Origin of the sequence: Thauera phenolivorans (assembly GCF_001696715.1) — a bacterium.
Classification (GTDB): Bacteria; Pseudomonadota; Gammaproteobacteria; order Burkholderiales; family Rhodocyclaceae; genus Thauera; species Thauera phenolivorans.
Map to the genome: position 1 here is coordinate 50007 of NZ_MBFM01000005.1, position 17118 is coordinate 67124.

Below are 17118 nucleotides of genomic sequence, written 5' to 3' on the forward strand. Positions count from 1 at the left end.
CATCGGCCAGTTGGCGTCGTAGCGGTCCATGGTGATGGTCTGGCGGCCGCCGCCGGAGGCGATGCGGGCGTCGAAGCCGCCGGTGCTGATCCCGGCGAGGAAGGCCTCGAAGGGCACCACGTACTCCAGCGCGCTGGTCTCGGGCACGTCGCGGCCGTCGAGCAGGGCGTGGATGCGCACGGTCTTCACGCCCTCGGCCTTCGCCTGCACCACCATCGCCTTGAGGTGGTCGATGTGGCTGTGCACATTGCCGTCGGAGAACAGGCCGATGAAGTGCAGCACGCCCGCCTTGCCGTTCGCGCCGGGCCTGGCACCGGCAACGATCTCCTGCCACGCCTCGCCCTGCCAGATCGCGCCTTCGGTGATCCCGTTGGCGACCAGCGCCGCCCCCTGCGAATACACCTGGCCGGCGCCGATCGCGTTGTGGCCGACCTCGGAGTTGCCCATGTCCTCGTCCGAGGGCATGCCGACCGCGGTGCCGTGGGCGCGCAGGCGGATGTTGGGATACGCGGCGAAGAGGCGGTCGAGCGTGGGCTTGCGCGCGGCGTCGATCGCGCTGCCGAGCTCGTGCTTCGAAATGCCGTAGCCGTCCATGACGACGACGACGACGGGGCCCGGGACGCCGGCGAAGGCGGGGAATTTCTGCAGCATGGTCGCTTCCTGGATGAAAGGTTCGGCGCCGGCGCACGCACGATCGCTGCAATCGCCGGCGAATCACTCATTTTCGCTCAAATGAGCAGCCGGATCACGATGTGTGCTGGCGCGGGCTCGATTCACCGGCGGGCTCGACACGCACGCCGACGTGGTCGACACTCGCGCGCCATGGCCAATCCACCCTCCTTCAGCGCCACCGACATCGCCTATGCCGACGACTTCCTGCTCGTCGTCGTCAAGCCCGCCGGCCTGCTCTCGGTCCCCGCCCGTGGCGAGCACCGGCAGGACTGCCTCGCGCACCGGGTGCAGGCGCTGTACCCCGACGCGCTCATCGTGCACCGGCTCGACATGGCGACCTCCGGCTTGCTGCTGTTCGCGCGCGGCGCCGAGATGCTGCGCCGGCTGAGCCTCGCCTTCGAGCAGCGCCTGGTCGGCAAGCACTACCTCGCGCTGGTGCACGGCCACCTCGGCGACGAGGCGGGCGAGATCGATCTGCCGCTGCGCGAGGACGCCGACAACCGCCCGCGCCAGATCGTCGACCCGCAGCACGGCCGTCGCGCCCTGACGCGCTTCCGCGTGCTCGCCCGCGCGGGCGAGGGCGCAGAGGCGCTGACGCGGGTCGCGCTGCAGCCGGTCACCGGCCGCTCGCACCAGCTGCGGGTACATCTGCTCGCGATCGGCCATCCCATCCTCGGCGACCCGTTGTACGCGCCGCCCGCAAGCGCCGCCCGCCACCGCCGCCTGCAGCTCCACGCCGCCGGCATCGCCTTCATGCACCCGCAGACGCGGACGCCGATGCGCTTCGACAGCCCGCCGCCGTTCTGAGCGCACCGCGCGGCTGCGCAAGAACCGGATTGATCGCCGCGCACCCCGGCCCATACTTGAACCCTCCCAATCCCATGCACCGGAGGCCGAGACCATGCAAGCCGACGAAGTCCGATCGCGCCAGTACGCGACCGTCGCCAGGGCGATCGCCTTCATCCGCGCCCACGCCGGCGCTCAGCCCTCGCTCGAGGAGATCGCCGCCGCGGTGCACCTGAGCCCCGCCCACCTGCAGCGGGTTTTCGCCGCCTGGGCGGGCATCTCGCCGAAGCGCTTCCTGCAGTATCTGACCAAGGAATACGCCGGCCGCCAGCTCGCCGCCGCGGGCGACGTCCTGTCGGTCAGCGCGGCCGCGGGTTTCGGCAGCGGCAGCCGGCTGCACGACCTGATGGTGAGCTGCGAGGCGATGACGCCGGGCGAGATCGGGAGAGGCGGGCGCGGCATCGACATCGGCTACGGCGTCGCCCCCACGCCCTTCGGCCCCGCGCTGGTGGCCTGGACCGCGCGCGGCGTCTGCCATTTCGCCTTCTGCGTCGACAATGGCGACGACGAAGATGACGACGAGGCGACGATGCTCGCCGCACTGGCGGCGAACTGGCCGGAGGCGCAGTTGCATGCGGACGCGGCGCAGGCGTGCGCGCTGACCAAGCGGATCTTTCCGGAGACGCCGACGCCCGGCCGGCTGCATCTGGTGCTGCGCGGGACGAATTTCCAGATCAAGGTGTGGGAGGCGCTGATCCGCATCGAACCCGGCCGCCTCGTATCCTACTCCCAGCTTGCGCGCGGCCTCGGCATGCCGCGGGCGTCGCGCACGGTGGGCAGCGCGATCGCGGCGAACACGATCGCCTTCCTGATTCCCTGTCATCGGGTGATCCGCGAAGGCGGCGAGGCCGGGCAATACCGCTGGGGCGGCGAGCGCAAGCTGGCGATGATCGGCTGGGAGGCGGGTCGCGCGGAAGGCGGCGACGCGCCTGGTGCGTCCTGACGGAATCGAACCGCCGACCTCCACGATGTCAACGTGGCGCTCTAACCAGCTGAGCTAAGGACGCGAATAGGGGGGAAATGGAGCGGCAGAAGAGTCTCGAACTCTCGACCTCAACCTTGGCAAGGTTGCGCTCTACCAACTGAGCTACTGCCGCTCTGGGTGCTGCGATGGTTGGCGGAGTGGACGGGACTCGAACCCGCGACCCCCGGCGTGACAGGCCGGTATTCTAACCAACTGAACTACCACTCCACTCGTGCTGCCGTGCTGCCGTGCTGCAAGACGCTTTGGCGTCCCCACGGGGATTCGAACCCCGGTTATCGCCGTGAAAGGGCGGTGTCCTAGGCCTCTAGACGATGGGGACCTCGGCTTGCAGCTCTTTCTATGGTGCCCAGGAGAGGACTCGAACCTCCACGGAGTTACCCGCTAGTACCTGAAACTAGTGCGTCTACCAATTCCGCCACCTGGGCAGGCGTCGAAAGAGGCCGAATCATAATTCAAGAAATCGCGCCGCGCCAGAGGCATGCGAGAAAATTTTTCACGCCGCCCGCGCGCGACGCATCGCCCTTGCCACGAAACCGGTTTTCGCCCGCGCGTAGGCGCGCCTGTCGTCGGGATGCTCGGCGGCGATGCGGCGCTTGAGCTCGCCGTATTCCGCCGCCTCCTCGGGATGGGCGCGCAGATAGTCGCGAAAGCGCAGGCGCTCCCACTCGGACGAACCCGCCTCGAGGAAGTGGATGTGGTGGGTGCGAACGCCATCGACATCGCGGCGGATGAACCAGGCATAGGCAATGCCCGGCAGGCCGCGTTCGCGCGCGCGCCAGAAGAACTCATAGCCGGCGCCCTGCAGGATCGGCGCGACCGTCTGCGCGACATCCGCCATCGAACGGACTTCCACCAGCATGTCGACGATCGGCTTGGCCGCCAGGCCGGGCACCGCGGTGCTGCCGAAATGCTCGATGCGCCCGATCAGCGCCGCCGGCAGAAGCGCACGCAGGCGCTGCGCCTCCTCGGCGAACCGCGTCGGCCAGCGCGGATCGTAGGGGACGATCTCGATACGCTCCTGCAGTGCGCGCTCGACATGGGAAGGCTGAGGATTCATGAGATCACTATAGGAAATCCGGGTGCGCCGCGGCGACCGCACCGCAACGGCTGGCGCTGGCGGCGCCGCACTTGACGCCACCGCCGCCACGCTCCACGCTCGGCGCCACCGCTGCCACCCGGAGCCGTGCATGCCGAGCCAGAACCCGCCGTCGATCCGCGCCCTCGAGCGGGGCATCGAAGTGCTGCGCCTGCTCGCCACCCACCAAGGCACGCCGCTGCGCGCACTGCACGCCGCCACCGGCCTGCCCAAGCCCACCCTGCTGCGCATCCTGCACACGCTCGAACGCGGCGGTCTGGCACGGCGCTCGATCTTCGACGGCGAGTGGCGGCGGCGGGCCGACTGGGCCGCGCCCGCCCCAACCTCGGACATCGATCCGCGCCTGGTGGAGATCGCCGCGCCGCGGCTTGCCGCCCTGCAGCGCAGCGTGCTGTGGCCCTCGGACCTGCTCGTCCATCGCGACCATTCGATGGTGATCGCGGAAAGCGCACGCCGCCTCTCCGGCCTCGCGACCAACCCGCGCTACCACATCGGCTACCGGGTCGACCTGCTGCTGTCCGCGCCCGGCCGGGCCTGGCTCGCCTTCTGTACGGAGGCCGAGCGCGAGGCGAGCCTCGACCACTTCCGCAGCCACCCGCCGGCCAACCCGCGCAGCGCGGCGGTACTCCGCCACGAGATCGGCGAGATCCTGGCGCGGACCCGGGCGCGCGGCTATGCGGTGCGCGACGCATGCTTCGGCGGCGGCGAGGAGGACATCGACCGCTTCGACGACCGCCTCGACGCGATCGCGGTGCCGGTGCCCTCGAGCGCCGGCGTGCAGGCCGCGATCAACCTGGTGTGGCCGCGCCGCTACGAGCTGCGCGCCAAGGTGGTGGAAGCCCATCTGGCCGAACTGCTGGCGACCGCGGCGGCGATCGGCGCCGCGTACGACGCTGCCCGCCGCGACGCCGTCCTCCGCGACGCCGCCGGCCGCCGCTGAGCGGCAGCGCCCCTCAGCGGCCCCGGGTGCGCGCCAGGTAGCGCAGCACCGCATCGAGGTTGCGCCGGATCTGCGGGTTGTCCGGCTGCAGCGCAGCGGCCGCCTGCAGCTCGCGCGCGGCCTCTTCCCAGCGCTGGCGCTGGCCGGCGAGCAGGCCGAGCGCCAGGTGCAGCTCGGCCGCATCGGCCGATACCGGCAGGCCGGCCCTGAGCGCTTCGCCCGCCTCGTCCTCGCGGCCGTGCGCGGCGAGCAGCGTGGCCAGCCCGAGGCGCGCGGCCTGGAAGCCGGGTTCGCGCTCGATCGCGCGCCGGTAGTGGCGTTCCGCGCCCTCGGCGTCGCCCTGAACGCGCGCCAGCGCGGCGAGGCTGAACTGGGCGCTCGGCATGTCCGCCATCGCCCGCTGGGCGGCGACGAAGTCCGCCAGTAGCGCGCGCCGCAGCGGCCGCATCGCCGGCTCGAGCTCCCCGTCCGGAATGTCGGCCAGGCTGCGCGCGGCCGCGATCCGCACCGCGCGCAGCGGATCGCGCAGCAGCGGCGGCAGGTAGGCCTGACGTTCGGCCGGCGGCCGCCCCCCGAACGCGGCGGCGGCGCTCGCGCGCACCACCGGGTCGGGGTCGTGCAGCGCCTGCGGCGGGATGGGCGCGGCGCCGACCTGGGCGAGGGTTTCGACCGCGGTCGCGCGTACGATCGCCGGCAGTTCGCCGTCGCCGACCAGCGCCGCGAGGCGGGCGAGGGTCTCGGCATCGCCGCGGCGGGCGGCGGCGAACACCTCGCCGTAGTGCTGCGGACGCTCGCGCCGGCCGTGATGGCGCTCGATCGCCTCCGCCGCCCATTGCGGCGAGCGCTCGGCGTGGCAGTCCTGGCACGCGTTCGGGGTGCCGATCCTCGCCGTGAGATCGGGCCGCGGTACGCGGATCGCATGGTCGCGGCGGGCGTGCACGATCATGTAGTTGCGGTTCGGCATGTGGCAGTCGACACACCGGCTGCCGGCCTTGCCCGCGGCATGGAAGTGGTGCGCCGGGCTGTCGTAGTCCTTCGCCTGCAGGCCGGGAAAGCGGCCGCGGTCCACGGCCGGACTGTGGCAGGCGACGCACAGCGCGTTGCCCTCGGCACGCGGCTTGCCGCTGTGCGGATCGTGGCAGTCGGTGCACGCCACGCCCGCCTGGTACATCCGGCTCTGGCGGTAGGAGCCGTACTCGAAGACCTCGTCGAGCTGCTGGCCGTCGGCGTGGTAGAGCCCGGGGCGCAGGTTGTCGGGGACGAACTGGTCGAGCAGCGGCGCGCCGGCGATCGCCTCCTCGACCAGCCGGGTGCGGCGCGCATGGCAGGCGGCGCACTGGTCGACCTGCTCGTGGGCGCCGGCGAGCGCGCGGTTGGCGGTCGGCAGCGGCCTGCCGCCGCCGTCGGCCTGCGCCTGGCGGGCGCTTTCGGCGTGGGCACGGCCGCCGCCGTGGCAGGCCTGGCAGCCGACGTTCGGCGCCGCCCAGGTAGTGGCGTAGGTGTCGCGATCGTCGTCGAAACCCTTGCGGTAAGCGGTGGTATGGCACTCGCCGCACATCATGTTCCAGTTCTGGTAGCGGCCGCGCCAGTGCAGGTTGCTGCCCGGCGCGATGCCGCCCTCCGGGTACAGCGAGAACCATTCCCGCTCGCGCGTATCCCAAGCGATCGGGAAGGCCTGCAGCCGGCCGCCCGCCTGCGGCAGCAACAGCTGCTGCAGCGGATACACCCCCAGCACGTGGCTCACCGGCAGTTCCGCCGGCTCGCCCTTCTCGTTCGCGCTGGCGACGACGAAGCGCTCGCCCCGCTGCAGGAAGCGCGCCTGCTCGCCGCCGCCGGCGAAGCGCGCGCCGGCGAAGTCGCCCAGCACGGCCTGCGGCGTGGCCGCCTGCATCGCCCGCTCGTGCTTGGAGCCCGCCCACAGCGCGGCCTGCCCGGTGTGGCAGTCGAGGCATTCGCGCTCGGGCACGTGATCGGCTCGCGGCCCGGCCTGGGGCGCCGCGGCGAGGGCCGCGGTGCTCAGGCCGAACGCCAGCAGCAGGGCGGGCAGGCGCATCCGCTCAGCGCGCGCGGCGCGGCTGCAGCGTGGCCTCGTACTTCAGGTCCTCGTAGTACTTCGCGCCGTTGCTGTAGCCGGGGCGGCTGGCGAGGTCGGGCAGCTCGAGCACCCCGGTCTCGGCCACGTAGTCCATCCACGCCACCAGCAGCTCGCCCAGCTTCTGCGGCTCGTCGGCGGCGAGGTCGCGGCTCTCGGTGCGGTCCTCGGCGATGTTGTAGAGCTCCCAGTCGCCGCTGCCCCAGGGCGGGTTCGAATACACCAGTTTCCAGTCGCCCTTGCGCAGCGCCTTGCGCCCGCCGAGCTCCCAGCCGACGACCTCGTCGTCGCCGCGCACCGCGTCCGTCTCGCCCCTCAGGTAGCCGAGCATCGAGTTGCCGCGCACCGGCAGCGCCGGCCTGCCGTGGTACTCGGTGCCGGGGTGCTGCGTGCCGGCCAGCTCGTACAGGGTCGGGGCGATGTCGCTGACATGGGCGAAGGCGCGCTTTATGGTGCCGCCCTCGACCCCCTGGCCCCAGGCGATCGCCGGCACCGCGATGCCGCCCTCGTACATGAAGGACTTGTAGAGGCGGAACGGGGTCGAACCCACCTGCGCCCAGCCCGGACCGTATTCGGCGTAGGAGCCGGACTTGCCGATGGCCTGCACGCTGTTGTCGAAATCCTTGTGGATCCACTCGCGGGTGCGGGCGACGTCGTATACCGAGTTGCCGTCGGCGCCGTTGTCGGAGAGGAAGAAGATGAAGGTGTTGTCGAGCTCGCCGCTCTTTCTCAGGTAGTCGAGCATGCGGCCGATGTTCTGGTCCATGTTGTCGACCATCGCCGCGTACACCGTCATGCGTTTTGCCTCGGAGGCCTTCTCCGCTTCGCTCAGGCTGTCCCATTTCGGCCACAGCGGGTGGCCCTCGAACACCGGGGTGTCGGCGGCGACGATGCCGCGCGCCTTCATGCGCTCGAGCCGCTCCTTGCGCAGCGCGTCGTAGCCGGCCTTGTAGCGGCCCTCGTAGCGGGCGATGTCCACATCATGGGCGTGCAGCGGCCAGTGCGGTGCGGTGAAGGCGAGGTAGGCGAAGAAGGGCTTGCCCGAGTCCTTGCCGCGCTCGATGTACTCGATCAACCGGCTGGTGAAGAAGTCGGAGGAGTAGAAGCCCTCGGGCACATCGACCGACTTGCCGTCCTCGCGGTAGATCGCCTTCGGCGCCTTGTCCGGATCGAGCGCGACGATGCCCGCCTGGTCGCTGAAGTGGCTCGAGCCACCATGCACGAGCGCGTAGGAATGATCGAAGCCGCGGCTCGCCGGGCTGTGCTGCTCGGGCACGCCGAGGTGCCACTTGCCGGTCATCATCGTGCGGTAGCCGGCGTCCCTCAGCACCTGCGCCACCGGCACCACGCGGTCGTTGAGGTAGCCCTCGTAGCCGGGCTTGCCGCGCTGCTCGTCGGTCATCAGCTCGCTCATGTCGCCGATGCCGACCAGGTGGTTGTCGCTGCCCGACATCAGCATCGCGCGCGTGGGCGAGCAGAACGGCGAGGCGTAGAACTGTGTCATCCGGGTGCCGGTGTCGGCGAGCCGGTCCAGGTTGGGGGTGGCGATCTCGCTGCCGAAGCTGCCGAGATCGGTGTAGCCGAGATCGTCAGCCATGATCAGCAGGATGTTGGGGCGGGCGGGCTTTTCTGCTGCGGCATGGCTGGCCTGGATGCCGAAGGCCAGGCTCGCCAGCGGCACCAGCAGCGACGCGAAAGATTTTTTCATCGGGGTCTCCTCGTATAAACACGGCTGCTCGCCGCTTCAGCAAATCTAATGGTAGTCTCGAGAAAATTCCGACGAATTGCATGCGTTCCATTGCGCGGAACGACCGCATCCGAATCTTGGCCCGCCCGCGGGCGCCGCGAGATGGCGCGTCTACACTGTCACCGTGGGACCGACCGGCTCACCCCGCCCTCGCGCGGAGATAGACAATCCTTTCCACCGACCCCAGGAGGCATCATGCAAGGCGACAAGAAGGTCATCCAGTTCCTCAACAAGCAGCTCTCCATCGAGCTGACCGCGATCAACCAGTACTTCCTCCACGCCCGCATGTACAAGAACTGGGGCTTCGAGCGCCTCGGCAAGCACGAGTACGACGAGTCGATCGAGGAGATGAAGCACGCCGACCTGCTGATCGAGCGCGTCCTCTTCCTCGAGGGCCTGCCCAACCTGCAGAACCTGAACAAGCTGATGATCGGCGAGAACGTGCCGGAGTGCATGCGGGCCGACCTCGGGCTCGAGCAGGGCGGGCGCGACAACCTGGTGGAGGCGATCGCCTACTGCGAATCGGTGCGTGACTACGTGTCGCGCGACCTGTTCGGGCACATCCTCGCGGACACCGAGGAGCACATCGACTACCTCGAGACCCAGCTCGGCCTGATCGACAGCGTCGGGGTGCAGAACTACCTGCAGTCGCAGATGAAGCCGGCCGACGCCTGAGGCCGCCGGCGATGCCCGCGCGCAAGCACACCATGCCCTTCAGCCGGCACGCCGGCATCCTGCTGCACCCGAGCTCGCTGCCCGGGCCGCACGGCGCGGGCGACCTCGGCGCCGCGGCGCGCGCGTTCGTCGACTGGCTCGTCGACGGCCGCCAGACCCTGTGGCAGATGCTCCCGCTCGGCGGGCTCGGCCCGGGCAATTCGCCCTACATGAGCCCCTCGGCCTTCGCCGGCAACGCGCTGCTGATCGACCTCGAGGCCTTGCACGAGGCGGGCTGGCTCGAGGCCGGGGAGATCGCGCCCGATGCGGCCTTCGACGACGGCCGGGTCGACTACGCCGCGATGCGGCCCTGGCGCATGGCGCGGCTGCGGCGCGCGGCCGAACGCTTCTTCGCCGCGCCGCGCGGCGAAGCGCACGAGCGCTACACGGCCTTCTGCGACGCGGCGCGCGACTGGCTCGACGACTACGCCCTGTTCATGGCGATCGAGGCCCGCGAGGACGGCCGGCCGTGGCAGGAATGGCCGCCGGCGCTCGCCCGGCGCGAGCCCGCGGCGCTGCGCGAGGCGGCGCGCGGCGCCGCGGCGGAGTGCGCCTTCCATCGCTTCTGCCAGTGGTGCTTCGACACCCAATGGCACGCGCTGCGCGCCCGCGCCGCGGCGCGCGGGATCGCGATCGTCGGCGACCTGCCGATCTTCGTCGCCGCCCACAGCGCCGACGTCTGGGCCCACCAGGATCTGTTCGAGCTCGCACCCGACGGCCGGCCGCGAGTGGTGGCCGGGGTGCCGCCCGATTATTTCAGCGCCACCGGCCAGCGCTGGGGCAATCCGCTCTACCGCTGGTCCGCGCACGCGGAGGACGGCTACCGCTGGTGGCGCGCCCGCATGCGCCGCACGCTCGCGCTCTGCGACAGCGTGCGCATCGACCACTTTCGCGGCTTCGAGGCCTACTGGGAAATCCCCGCCGCGGCGCCGACCGCGATCGAGGGGCGCTGGCGTCCGGGGCCGGGGCGCGACCTGCTGTCGGCACTGGCGGAGACGCTGCCGGCGCGGCCGCCCACGGCGGCCGGCCTGCCGGCGCTCATCGCCGAGGACCTCGGCGTCATCACCCCGGCGGTCGAGGCGCTGCGCCGGGCGGCGGCGCTGCCCGGCATGCGCATCCTGCAGTTCGCTTTCGACGGCCGCGCCGAAAACCCCTACCTGCCGCACAACTACGAGGCCGACACCGTCGTCTACACCGGCACCCACGACAACGACACCGCGCTCGGCTGGTGGGACGGGCTCGCGCCCGAGGCGCAGGACTACGTGCGCCGCTACCTCGGCGTCGACGGCCGGGCGATCCACTGGGACCTGATCCGCGCCGCCTCGGCCTCGGTCGCACGCCTGTCCATCGTGCCGATGCAGGACGTGCTCGGCCTCGGCGCGGCGGCGCGCATGAACCGACCGGGCGCGTCGGAAGGCGCATGGGAATGGCGCTTCCGCTGGCGCCAGGTCCAGCCCTGGCAGACCGCGCAGCTCGCCGAATTCGCGACCCTGCACGGCCGCCATCCGCCGGCCACCGCCACTGCCCCTTAAGCCTGCCAGCGCCGCTCGAGGAACTCGAAGATCGCCATGCCGATCAGCATCGTGATCACGAACAGCACCGCCTTGCCGTTACCGGCGGCGAAGCTCACCAGCGCGGGCGCCGGGCAGAAGCCGGCCAGGCCCCAGCCGGCGCCGAACAACAGGCTGCCGCCGATCAGGCGGCGGTCGATGTCGCGCGCGGTCGGCAGGTGCATCGCGCCGCCGAGGAAGTTGGTGGTGCGCCTTCTTGCGATCGCGAAGGCCCCCACGCCGACCAGGATCGCGCCACCCATGACGAAGGCGAGCGAGGGATTCCAGGCCCCGGCGAGGTCCATGAAGCCGATGACCTTGGCCGGGTTGGTCATGCCCGAGACGATCAGGCCGATGCCGAACAGCAGGCCGATGGCGAATTCGATGATGCGGTGTTGCATGTCGATGCTCCTTGCGTGCGCGGCGCTCAGGCCAGCAGGTGGCGGACGAGGTAGACGGTGGCGAAGCCGGCGCCCATGAAGGCGAGGGTCGCCGCCAGTGAGCGTGGCGACAGCCGCGACAGGCCGCAGATGCCGTGGCCGCTGGTGCATCCCGCGCCATAGCGGGTGCCGATGCCGACCAGCAGGCCGGCGAGCACCACCGCCCCCCAGCCCGCATCGGCCTCGATCTCGAGCGGACCGGCGAAAGCCACGTACAGCAACGGCGCGGCGAACATGCCGAGCAGGAAACTCACGCGCCAGCCGGCATCGCCACGGCGCGGCGGCAACAGGCCGCCGAGGATGCCGCTGATGCCGAGGATGCGGCCGTTGACGAGGATGAAGAGGGAGGCAGCGATCCCGAGCAGGATGCCGCCCGCGAGCGAGCTCCAGGGGGTGAAGTCGATCCAGTCGATGGTCATCTATTGCGGTTTCCGAATGGGATGAGTGTGTTGGAGGATGCGCATCGGGCTCAGCCGAAGCCGGCTTCGGTGCCGATATTGCAGCGCAGCAATATTAGCGCGTTCTTACTTAAAAGGGGCTGCTCGCCCGCGAGCGCTCCGCCGCAGCCGTGGCGGAGGACGCGCCACCCCGTAGCAGCGCGACCGCCGTAGCTCACCGCGTCCAGCCGTGTCCCCGCTGCGCCTCCGCCAGCTCAGGCAGCGCGCGCCAGCACCAGCAGGTTGCGCGGCGTGAGCGCGCGCGCGCAGAAGGCGCCCACGCCGACCTCGAAGCCGGCCTCCTCGAGCCCGAGCGCGAGGTCGAGCACCAGCCAGCATTCCAGCGCCCGACGGAAGGCGTGGCGCACCAGTTCGAGCCGGCGCATCTCGCCGCGGCGGCGCTCGCCGACCGCCTCCCAGTGCGCCCAGTCCACCGCCGGCGGCAGGCGCACGCCTTCGCGCTGCGCGAGCGCGCGGCAGAAGTCCTCGAAGCCGCCCGTCAGCCAGCGCGCCGGCAGCGGCCGGAAGGGTCGCACCGTCTCGCCCTCGAGCGCGTCGCGCAAGGCGACGAAGCCGAGCTTCCAGGCCTGGTCGCGGGCGAGACGGCGGCGGTCGTGGTGGGGCGCGGTGACGGTCTCGGTCACCGCCAGGCGCAGTGCCGCGGCGTCGAGCGCGAGCGTCGCGGCACTGCCGAGCGGCCGATAGCCCTCGGCCGCGCCCAGGTGATAGCAGCAGGGCGCGATGCGGTAGCCCCGCGCGCCGCGGGCCGCCGCGCCACGCACCAGCGAGCGGTGCAGCTCGCCGCAGGCGTGCAGCGCCACCACCTCGTGCCCGCGCACCATGTCGTGCGCCGCGCCGCCGAGCGCATCGGCGCACATCACCTCCTGCGCTACGCCGGCGCGCGCCGCGAGCCGCGCCGCCTCGGCGCAGCGCATCGGATCGATCTCGAGCGAACGCACCGCCACCCCGTCGGCGAGCGCAAGCCGCCGTCCGAGATGGCCCTTGCCGGCACACCATTCGAGCAGCGGCGCCTCGATCCGCGGGCCGTGGGCAGCGAAAGCTTCGATCTGGGCACGCTTGCGACCGGGAACGGACCAGTCTAAATGCGGCGTGCTCGGTGGCAGTTCGCGCGCGTCGAGGGCCGCGAAGGCGCTCAGCGCGGCAAGCTCGCTGACCACCGGCAGGCGGGGGGCGAGCCAGGCGGTCGCAACCACCGGGTCGGCGGCGAGTCGCGCGAGCTCGGCCTCGTCGAGCGCCGCCACCGCCTCGGCCAGCACCGGCCAGCTTTCACACCAGTCCGGCCGCCGGACGTGGAAGGGCGAGGGGCGCCACAAGGACGCGTGGGCGTGCAACAGTGACTGGAGGTCGAGGAACTGCCGGCGAAGCGCCATCGGAACGGAAGCAGCGGGGATCGGAAGGGGATTCGTACTTTCGCACGATTCTCGCGCCGATGCTGCGTCCGCCCATGGCGGTGGCGAGAAGCACTGATGACACGATAGAAAACTTCATTGGCCTGGATTGTTGCAACGCATCATCCGAAGCGCTATTCTGCAGCTGTCTCCTCCACCCTCCTCCTTTGGTGTGGATTCAGCCCGGGCCCAAAAGTCCGGGCTTTTTTTTGCCCGTTCCAGCACTGGCAAGGCGAGCACGCCCGTGCGGGCGTGCTGCGGGGAGGCGCCGGCGAGGATTCTCATCACTCGCTGAAAACCATTTTTGCAGTGCAGGATAGAAGACGCCGGAGGCCTTCCGACCCGGCCGCCAGGGGCTCAGCGCCGCGCTCAGGCGGCGCGCTTGAAGAAGCGGCTGAACCAGCCCGCGCCCTGCTTCTGCTTCTTCTCAGCGATGATGCCGATCATGTTGGCCTTGACCGCGCCGACGTAGTCCGCGTCGTCGCGCTTTATGTGATTCACCAGCCAGGTGCTGAGCAGCTTGTCGAGCTCGGCGCCGACGTCGTCGCCGAGGCGGTGGCGCTCGACATATTCGTTCACCCGGCGCACGAAGAGTTCGTGCACCTTCTTGTGCGGCTTGCTGTAGGCATAGCCGGCCTCGTCCTGCAGGCTCTCCTCGAAGGCGAAGTGCGAGATCGTGTAGTCGACCAGGTCGTCGAGCGTGGTGCCGATCGCGGCACGATCGCCGCGGGCGTTCGCCTGCTCGAGCGCGTTGATGTAGTCGACGATGCGGCGGTGCTGCTGGTCGATGACGTCGATGCCGGTATCGAATTCGGCGGTCCAGCTGATGGGCATGTTGTCTTTCTCCGTATGCGCCTGGCCGCGCGGACGGCGGCCGGGAAGGCGCGCAGGATAGGCGAGCGCCGCGGGCTGCGGTTTTGATCGGGATCAAAGCGCCAGCCGCTCCGGTGCGCGCCTCGACGCTCGTCCGTGACGGGCTTCACATCCGGCCGGCGGATCGCGGCGCGGCACACCCGCCACGGCTTTCCCTACAATGCCGCAGACGGTGGCGATGCCCGCGGCACCGCCGCTCCGCTTTCCCCTGCAACCGGCCTCGCCAAGGAGTGCTCTTGAACAAGCCCGCAACGCCCAATCCCTCCACCGCCCTGCGCACCGAGGCGCGCCAGGCGCGCGTGCTCGCCCTCATCGTCGGCGGGGTGTTCCTCGCCCTGGTGGTCGGCTTCGTCTCGATGGTGTTCTTCGTGCGCGACGAGACCCGGCTCAACGCGGTCGGACCGATCGCCGCCGCACCCGGCGCGGAACAGGGCGGGATGGTCTTCCACGGCACGGTGAACGTCTGGGAGGTGCGCGGACGCATGACAGTGGACGCCGAGCGCGAGGCGCGCTTCACCCTCGACCTGCGCGGTCCGACCAGCCAGCCCGCGCCACCGACGCTGCAGTTCGATCTCAGCCTCGACCAGCCCGGCGCAGACCGTCCGCCGATCCCGCTGCGCCACGCGAATACCGGCCCCGGCAGCTGGGTCGCCAGCGCGCAGCTGCCCGAGCCCGGCCGCTGGCAGCTGCGCCTCGCGCTGCCCGAGATCAGCGGCGTGTTCGCGTTCGAAGTCGAGCGCTGAACGCGGCGGCAGATTCGGAAAGGCCCCTGGCGCCAGTGCCGGCGCGAGGGGCCTCGGATGGGGGCAGCAGCCGGCTCAGACGGCGACGCCGCCGGTGCTGAAGACCTCTGCGTGAATGCGCTCGGAACCGACGCCCAGCTCGTGCAGGGTGCGGATGTGGCTCTGCATGAAGTCGGCCGGGCCACACAGGTAGTAGTCGGTGCCGGACGCCAGCACCGCCTCGCCCAGTTCGCGCAGGTCGAGCGTGCCGAGCCGCGCCGGTGCATCCGCCGCGCCCTCGTCGTGACGGACGTGCAGCTTCACCTGGGGATGCGCGGCAGCGACCGCGGTCAGGTGATCGCGGAAGGCGAACACCCCGGCGTTGCGGCAGGCGTGCAGGAAATGCACCTGCCGCTGGGGGGCGGTGGCGACCAGGCGGTTGAGCATCGCGATCATCGGCGTGATGCCGACCCCGCCGCTGATCAGCACCACCGGGGTGTCCCGGTCCTCGTGCAGGTAGAAGTCGCCGAAGGGCGGCGCGACGTCGATCACGTCGCCGACGCCGAACTCCTCGTGCAGGCGGTTCGACACCCGGCCGGCGGGCACATCGCCGCGCGCCGGCTCACGCTTGATCGACACGCGCAGCTGGCGGCCCCCGGGCGCATCCGACACGGTGTACTGGCGCGGCTGCATGTAACCCCAGTCGGGCACGAAGATGCGCAGCGACACATACTGGCCGGCGCGGTACTCGGGCAGCGTGCCGCCGTCGGCCGGCTTCAGGTAGAAGGAGGTGATCTCCTCGCTCTCCCTGACCTTGTCCGCGATGCGGAAGCTGCGCCAGCCGCTCCAGCCGCCGTCCCTGTTGGCCGACTCGGTGTAGAGCTTGTTCTCCGCGGCGATGAAGAGGTCGGCGAGCGCGCCGTAGGCCACCGCCCAGGCGTCGACCAGCTCGTCGCTGGCGGCCTCGCCCAGCACCTCCCTGATCGAGGCGAGCAGGTGCTTGCCGACGATCGGGTAATGCTCGGCGCGGATGCCGACGCTGGCGTGCTTGTTGGCGACGAGTTCCACGACCGGGGCGAGCACCGACGGGTCGTCGATGTTCTCCGCGTAGGCGAGCACCGCCATCGCCAGCGCGGTCGCCTGCTTGCCGCTCTCGCTATGCGTGCGGTTGAAGATCTGCTTGAGTTCCGGATTGTGGTGGAACATCCGGTGGTAAAAGTGGGTGGTCAGCGCGACCCCGTGCTCCTTGAGGACGGGGACGGTTGCCTTCACCAGTTCGCGTACGCGAGCGTCCATACGGTCTCCATAAGGTGTAGTGAATCAGCATCTTTTCGAGGACAAAAAAGGCCGCCCTCTGGCAGCCTGCCCATAAGATGCATCAAAAGTAGATGTATCCCGGGCCACCGTCAAGTACGCGCTCGTCGGCTGCGCGGAATGGCCGGATCCTTCCCCTCCGACCCGGCGGCCTGATTCTCGCAGCGCAGCAAAATTCGGCCGTTGCCTGATCCCGGTCAACCTGCGCCCCGCAACCGGCCCGTACATTGGGTTCCTGTTCGTGAGGGAATACGCATGGCTATCCAGGATCAGCGCCCGCCTCCCGCGCCGCAGCAAGCCGACCGCGACGAGACCTTCGACCACGTGGTGATCCGCTTCGTCGGCGACTCCGGCGACGGCATGCAGCTCACCGGCACCGAGTTCGCGCGCCTGATGGGCCGCGCCGGCTACGATTTCGCCACCCATCCCGACTATCCGCCGGAGATCAGCGCGCCGGCCGGCACCCTGTTCGGCGTGTCCGGCTTCCAGGTCAAGTTCGCCGCCGGTGCCGCGCTGAGCTCCGGCGACCGCCCCGACGTGCTGGTGGCGATGAACCCGGCGGCGCTCAGCGCCAACCTCGCCGACGTCCGCCCGGGCGCCACCCTGATCGTCAACAGCGGCGCCTTCACCCCCGCCAACCTGGCGAAGGCCGGCTACGCCGCCAACCCGCTCGACGACGACAGCCTCGCGGGCTACCGCCTGCTCGCGGTCGACATGTCGGGCCTCACCGCGACCGCGCTCGCCTGCTGCGGCCTCGGCCGCAAGGAGACCGAGCGCTGCAAGAACTACTTCGCCCTCGGCATGATGCTCTGCCTCTACGGCCAGACGCCCGAGCGCGAGATCGAGTCGATCCGCGCGCGCTTCGGCGAGCGCGACCCACGCGCGGCCGAGGCCAACGTGATCGCCCTGCGCGCCGGCTACGGCCATGCCGAGGCCTCCGAATGGTGGGCCGAGGTGCCCCACGTGTCCCCCGCTCAGCTGCCGCCCGGCACCTACCGCAGCCTCACCGGCAACCAGGCGATCGCGCTCGGCTGCGTCGCTGCCGCCCAACGCGCCGGCCTGCCGCTGTTCCTCGGCTCCTACCCGATCACGCCGGCCACCGAGATCCTCCACGAGCTCGCGGCGCTGAAGCATCTCGACGTCACCACCTTCCAGGCCGAGGACGAGATCGGCGGCATCTGCGCGGCGATTGGCGCGGCCTGGGGCGGCGTGCTGGCGCTCACCACCACCTCCGGCCCGGGCATGTCGCTGAAGGCCGAGGCGCTCGGCCTCGCGGTGATG

At 70.8% G+C, this 17118-nt stretch carries 15 protein-coding genes, 5 tRNA genes and 1 pseudogene; 7 read left to right on the plus strand and 14 right to left on the minus strand.

Annotation, left to right across the window (positions count from 1 at the left end; all coding sequences use genetic code 11):
• Window positions 1–651: pseudogene (locus BB334_RS17680) on the minus strand (2,3-bisphosphoglycerate-independent phosphoglycerate mutase); the annotation flags it as partial.
• A 171-nt stretch (window positions 652–822) separates the two neighbouring features.
• Between BB334_RS17680 and BB334_RS13240 the strand changes: the two are divergent.
• Together BB334_RS13240 and BB334_RS13245 are read left to right on the plus strand one after the other, a co-directional pair.
• Window positions 823–1479 carry an RluA family pseudouridine synthase gene (locus tag BB334_RS13240; RefSeq protein WP_068808981.1) on the plus strand — a complete coding sequence of 219 codons (657 nt, stop codon included), beginning with the start codon at window positions 823–825 and terminating at the stop codon, window positions 1477–1479.
• A 94-nt stretch (window positions 1480–1573) separates the two neighbouring features.
• Window positions 1574–2461, plus strand: coding sequence for a methylated-DNA--[protein]-cysteine S-methyltransferase (locus tag BB334_RS13245; protein WP_068808982.1), 888 nt, complete (start codon window positions 1574–1576; stop codon window positions 2459–2461).
• Here the strand turns inward: BB334_RS13245 and BB334_RS13250 are convergent.
• The 6 genes from BB334_RS13250 to BB334_RS13275 all read right to left on the minus strand — a co-directional run bounded on the left by BB334_RS13250 (window position 2449) and on the right by BB334_RS13275 (window position 3560).
• Window positions 2449–2525 (minus strand) — tRNA-Val (locus tag BB334_RS13250). The two genes, BB334_RS13245 and BB334_RS13250, sit on opposite strands and share 13 nt — an antisense overlap.
• A gap of 14 nt (window positions 2526–2539) precedes the next feature.
• Window positions 2540–2615: transfer RNA gene (locus tag BB334_RS13255), tRNA-Gly, on the minus strand.
• An 18-nt stretch (window positions 2616–2633) separates the two neighbouring features.
• A tRNA-Asp gene (locus BB334_RS13260) sits at window positions 2634–2710 on the minus strand.
• Between the two features lie 36 nt (window positions 2711–2746).
• Window positions 2747–2822 (minus strand) — tRNA-Glu (locus BB334_RS13265).
• Between the two features lie 21 nt (window positions 2823–2843).
• Window positions 2844–2928: transfer RNA gene (locus tag BB334_RS13270), tRNA-Leu, on the minus strand.
• A gap of 68 nt (window positions 2929–2996) precedes the next feature.
• Window positions 2997–3560: a GrpB family protein gene (locus tag BB334_RS13275; RefSeq protein WP_068808983.1), complete on the minus strand. Its 564-nt coding sequence runs from the start codon at window positions 3558–3560 to the stop codon at window positions 2997–2999.
• A gap of 130 nt (window positions 3561–3690) precedes the next feature.
• Between BB334_RS13275 and BB334_RS13280 the strand changes: the two genes are divergently transcribed.
• Window positions 3691–4539, plus strand: coding sequence for a helix-turn-helix domain-containing protein (locus BB334_RS13280; protein WP_068808984.1), 849 nt, complete (start codon window positions 3691–3693; stop codon window positions 4537–4539).
• Window positions 4540–4552: 13 nt separating this feature from the next.
• On the opposite strand, the gene BB334_RS13285 is transcribed toward BB334_RS13280, so the two are convergent.
• Window positions 4553–6592, minus strand: coding sequence for a tetratricopeptide repeat protein (locus tag BB334_RS13285; protein WP_068808985.1), 2040 nt, complete (start codon window positions 6590–6592; stop codon window positions 4553–4555).
• 4 nt (window positions 6593–6596) lie between these two features.
• Window positions 6597–8339: an arylsulfatase gene (locus BB334_RS13290; RefSeq protein WP_068808986.1), complete on the minus strand. Its 1743-nt coding sequence runs from the start codon at window positions 8337–8339 to the stop codon at window positions 6597–6599.
• Window positions 8340–8573: 234 nt separating this feature from the next.
• On the opposite strand from BB334_RS13290, the gene bfr reads away from it, so the two are divergent.
• Both bfr and malQ read left to right on the plus strand, forming a co-directional pair.
• On the plus strand, window positions 8574–9053 hold the full coding sequence (gene bfr, locus BB334_RS13295) for a bacterioferritin (RefSeq protein WP_068808987.1): 480 nt from the start codon (window positions 8574–8576) through the stop codon (window positions 9051–9053).
• A gap of 11 nt (window positions 9054–9064) precedes the next feature.
• Window positions 9065–10624 (plus strand): 4-alpha-glucanotransferase, encoded by a 1560-nt coding sequence (malQ, locus tag BB334_RS13300; RefSeq protein ID WP_232756741.1) that lies wholly within the window; start codon window positions 9065–9067, stop codon window positions 10622–10624.
• On the opposite strand, the gene BB334_RS13305 is transcribed toward malQ, so the two are convergent.
• The 4 genes from BB334_RS13305 to BB334_RS13320 form a co-directional block, all read right to left on the minus strand.
• Window positions 10621–11043, minus strand: a complete 423-nt coding sequence (locus BB334_RS13305; protein ID WP_068808988.1) for a DUF6691 family protein — start codon at window positions 11041–11043, stop codon at window positions 10621–10623. The genes malQ and BB334_RS13305 overlap by 4 nt on opposite strands.
• Before the next feature lie 26 nt (window positions 11044–11069).
• Window positions 11070–11501 carry a YeeE/YedE family protein gene (locus BB334_RS13310; RefSeq protein WP_068808989.1) on the minus strand — a complete coding sequence of 144 codons (432 nt, stop codon included), beginning with the start codon at window positions 11499–11501 and terminating at the stop codon, window positions 11070–11072.
• Between the two features lie 233 nt (window positions 11502–11734).
• Window positions 11735–12910: a methyltransferase gene (locus tag BB334_RS13315; protein WP_068808990.1), complete on the minus strand. Its 1176-nt coding sequence runs from the start codon at window positions 12908–12910 to the stop codon at window positions 11735–11737.
• A 387-nt stretch (window positions 12911–13297) separates the two neighbouring features.
• Window positions 13298–13762 carry a bacteriohemerythrin gene (locus tag BB334_RS13320; RefSeq protein WP_068808991.1) on the minus strand — a complete coding sequence of 155 codons (465 nt, stop codon included), beginning with the start codon at window positions 13760–13762 and terminating at the stop codon, window positions 13298–13300.
• A gap of 275 nt (window positions 13763–14037) precedes the next feature.
• Here BB334_RS13320 and BB334_RS13325 point away from each other — a divergent pair, with 275 nt between their 5' ends.
• Entirely contained in the window at window positions 14038–14544 is a 507-nt protein-coding gene (locus BB334_RS13325; protein ID WP_068808992.1) for an AAA family ATPase, read from the plus strand.
• Between the two features lie 75 nt (window positions 14545–14619).
• Here the strand turns inward: BB334_RS13325 and hmpA are convergent, their stop codons facing one another.
• On the minus strand, window positions 14620–15819 hold the full coding sequence (hmpA, locus tag BB334_RS13330; protein ID WP_068808993.1) for an NO-inducible flavohemoprotein: 1200 nt from the start codon (window positions 15817–15819) through the stop codon (window positions 14620–14622).
• 273 nt (window positions 15820–16092) lie between these two features.
• Here hmpA and BB334_RS17685 point away from each other — a divergent pair.
• On the plus strand, window positions 16093–17118 hold a 1026-nt coding region (locus BB334_RS17685; protein ID WP_198531255.1), incomplete at its 3' end, for a 2-oxoacid:acceptor oxidoreductase family protein.

What these genes read in the sequence shown, in the direction of transcription:
- BB334_RS13240 (WP_068808981.1), top strand. Translation starts at nt 823, where the DNA reads ATGGCCAATCCACCCTCCTTCAGCGCCACCGACATCGCCTATGCCGAC.
- BB334_RS13245 (WP_068808982.1), top strand. Translation starts at nt 1,574, where the DNA reads ATGCAAGCCGACGAAGTCCGATCGCGCCAGTACGCGACCGTCGCCAGG.
- BB334_RS13275 (WP_068808983.1), bottom strand. Translation starts at nt 3,560, where the DNA reads ATGAATCCTCAGCCTTCCCATGTCGAGCGCGCACTGCAGGAGCGTATC.
- BB334_RS13280 (WP_068808984.1), top strand. Translation starts at nt 3,691, where the DNA reads ATGCCGAGCCAGAACCCGCCGTCGATCCGCGCCCTCGAGCGGGGCATC.
- BB334_RS13285 (WP_068808985.1), bottom strand. Translation starts at nt 6,592, where the DNA reads ATGCGCCTGCCCGCCCTGCTGCTGGCGTTCGGCCTGAGCACCGCGGCC.
- BB334_RS13290 (WP_068808986.1), bottom strand. Translation starts at nt 8,339, where the DNA reads ATGAAAAAATCTTTCGCGTCGCTGCTGGTGCCGCTGGCGAGCCTGGCC.
- bfr (WP_068808987.1), top strand. Translation starts at nt 8,574, where the DNA reads ATGCAAGGCGACAAGAAGGTCATCCAGTTCCTCAACAAGCAGCTCTCC.
- malQ (WP_232756741.1), top strand. Translation starts at nt 9,065, where the DNA reads ATGCCCGCGCGCAAGCACACCATGCCCTTCAGCCGGCACGCCGGCATC.
- BB334_RS13305 (WP_068808988.1), bottom strand. Translation starts at nt 11,043, where the DNA reads ATGCAACACCGCATCATCGAATTCGCCATCGGCCTGCTGTTCGGCATC.
- BB334_RS13310 (WP_068808989.1), bottom strand. Translation starts at nt 11,501, where the DNA reads ATGACCATCGACTGGATCGACTTCACCCCCTGGAGCTCGCTCGCGGGC.
- BB334_RS13315 (WP_068808990.1), bottom strand. Translation starts at nt 12,910, where the DNA reads ATGGCGCTTCGCCGGCAGTTCCTCGACCTCCAGTCACTGTTGCACGCC.
- BB334_RS13320 (WP_068808991.1), bottom strand. Translation starts at nt 13,762, where the DNA reads ATGCCCATCAGCTGGACCGCCGAATTCGATACCGGCATCGACGTCATC.
- hmpA (WP_068808993.1), bottom strand. Translation starts at nt 15,819, where the DNA reads ATGGACGCTCGCGTACGCGAACTGGTGAAGGCAACCGTCCCCGTCCTC.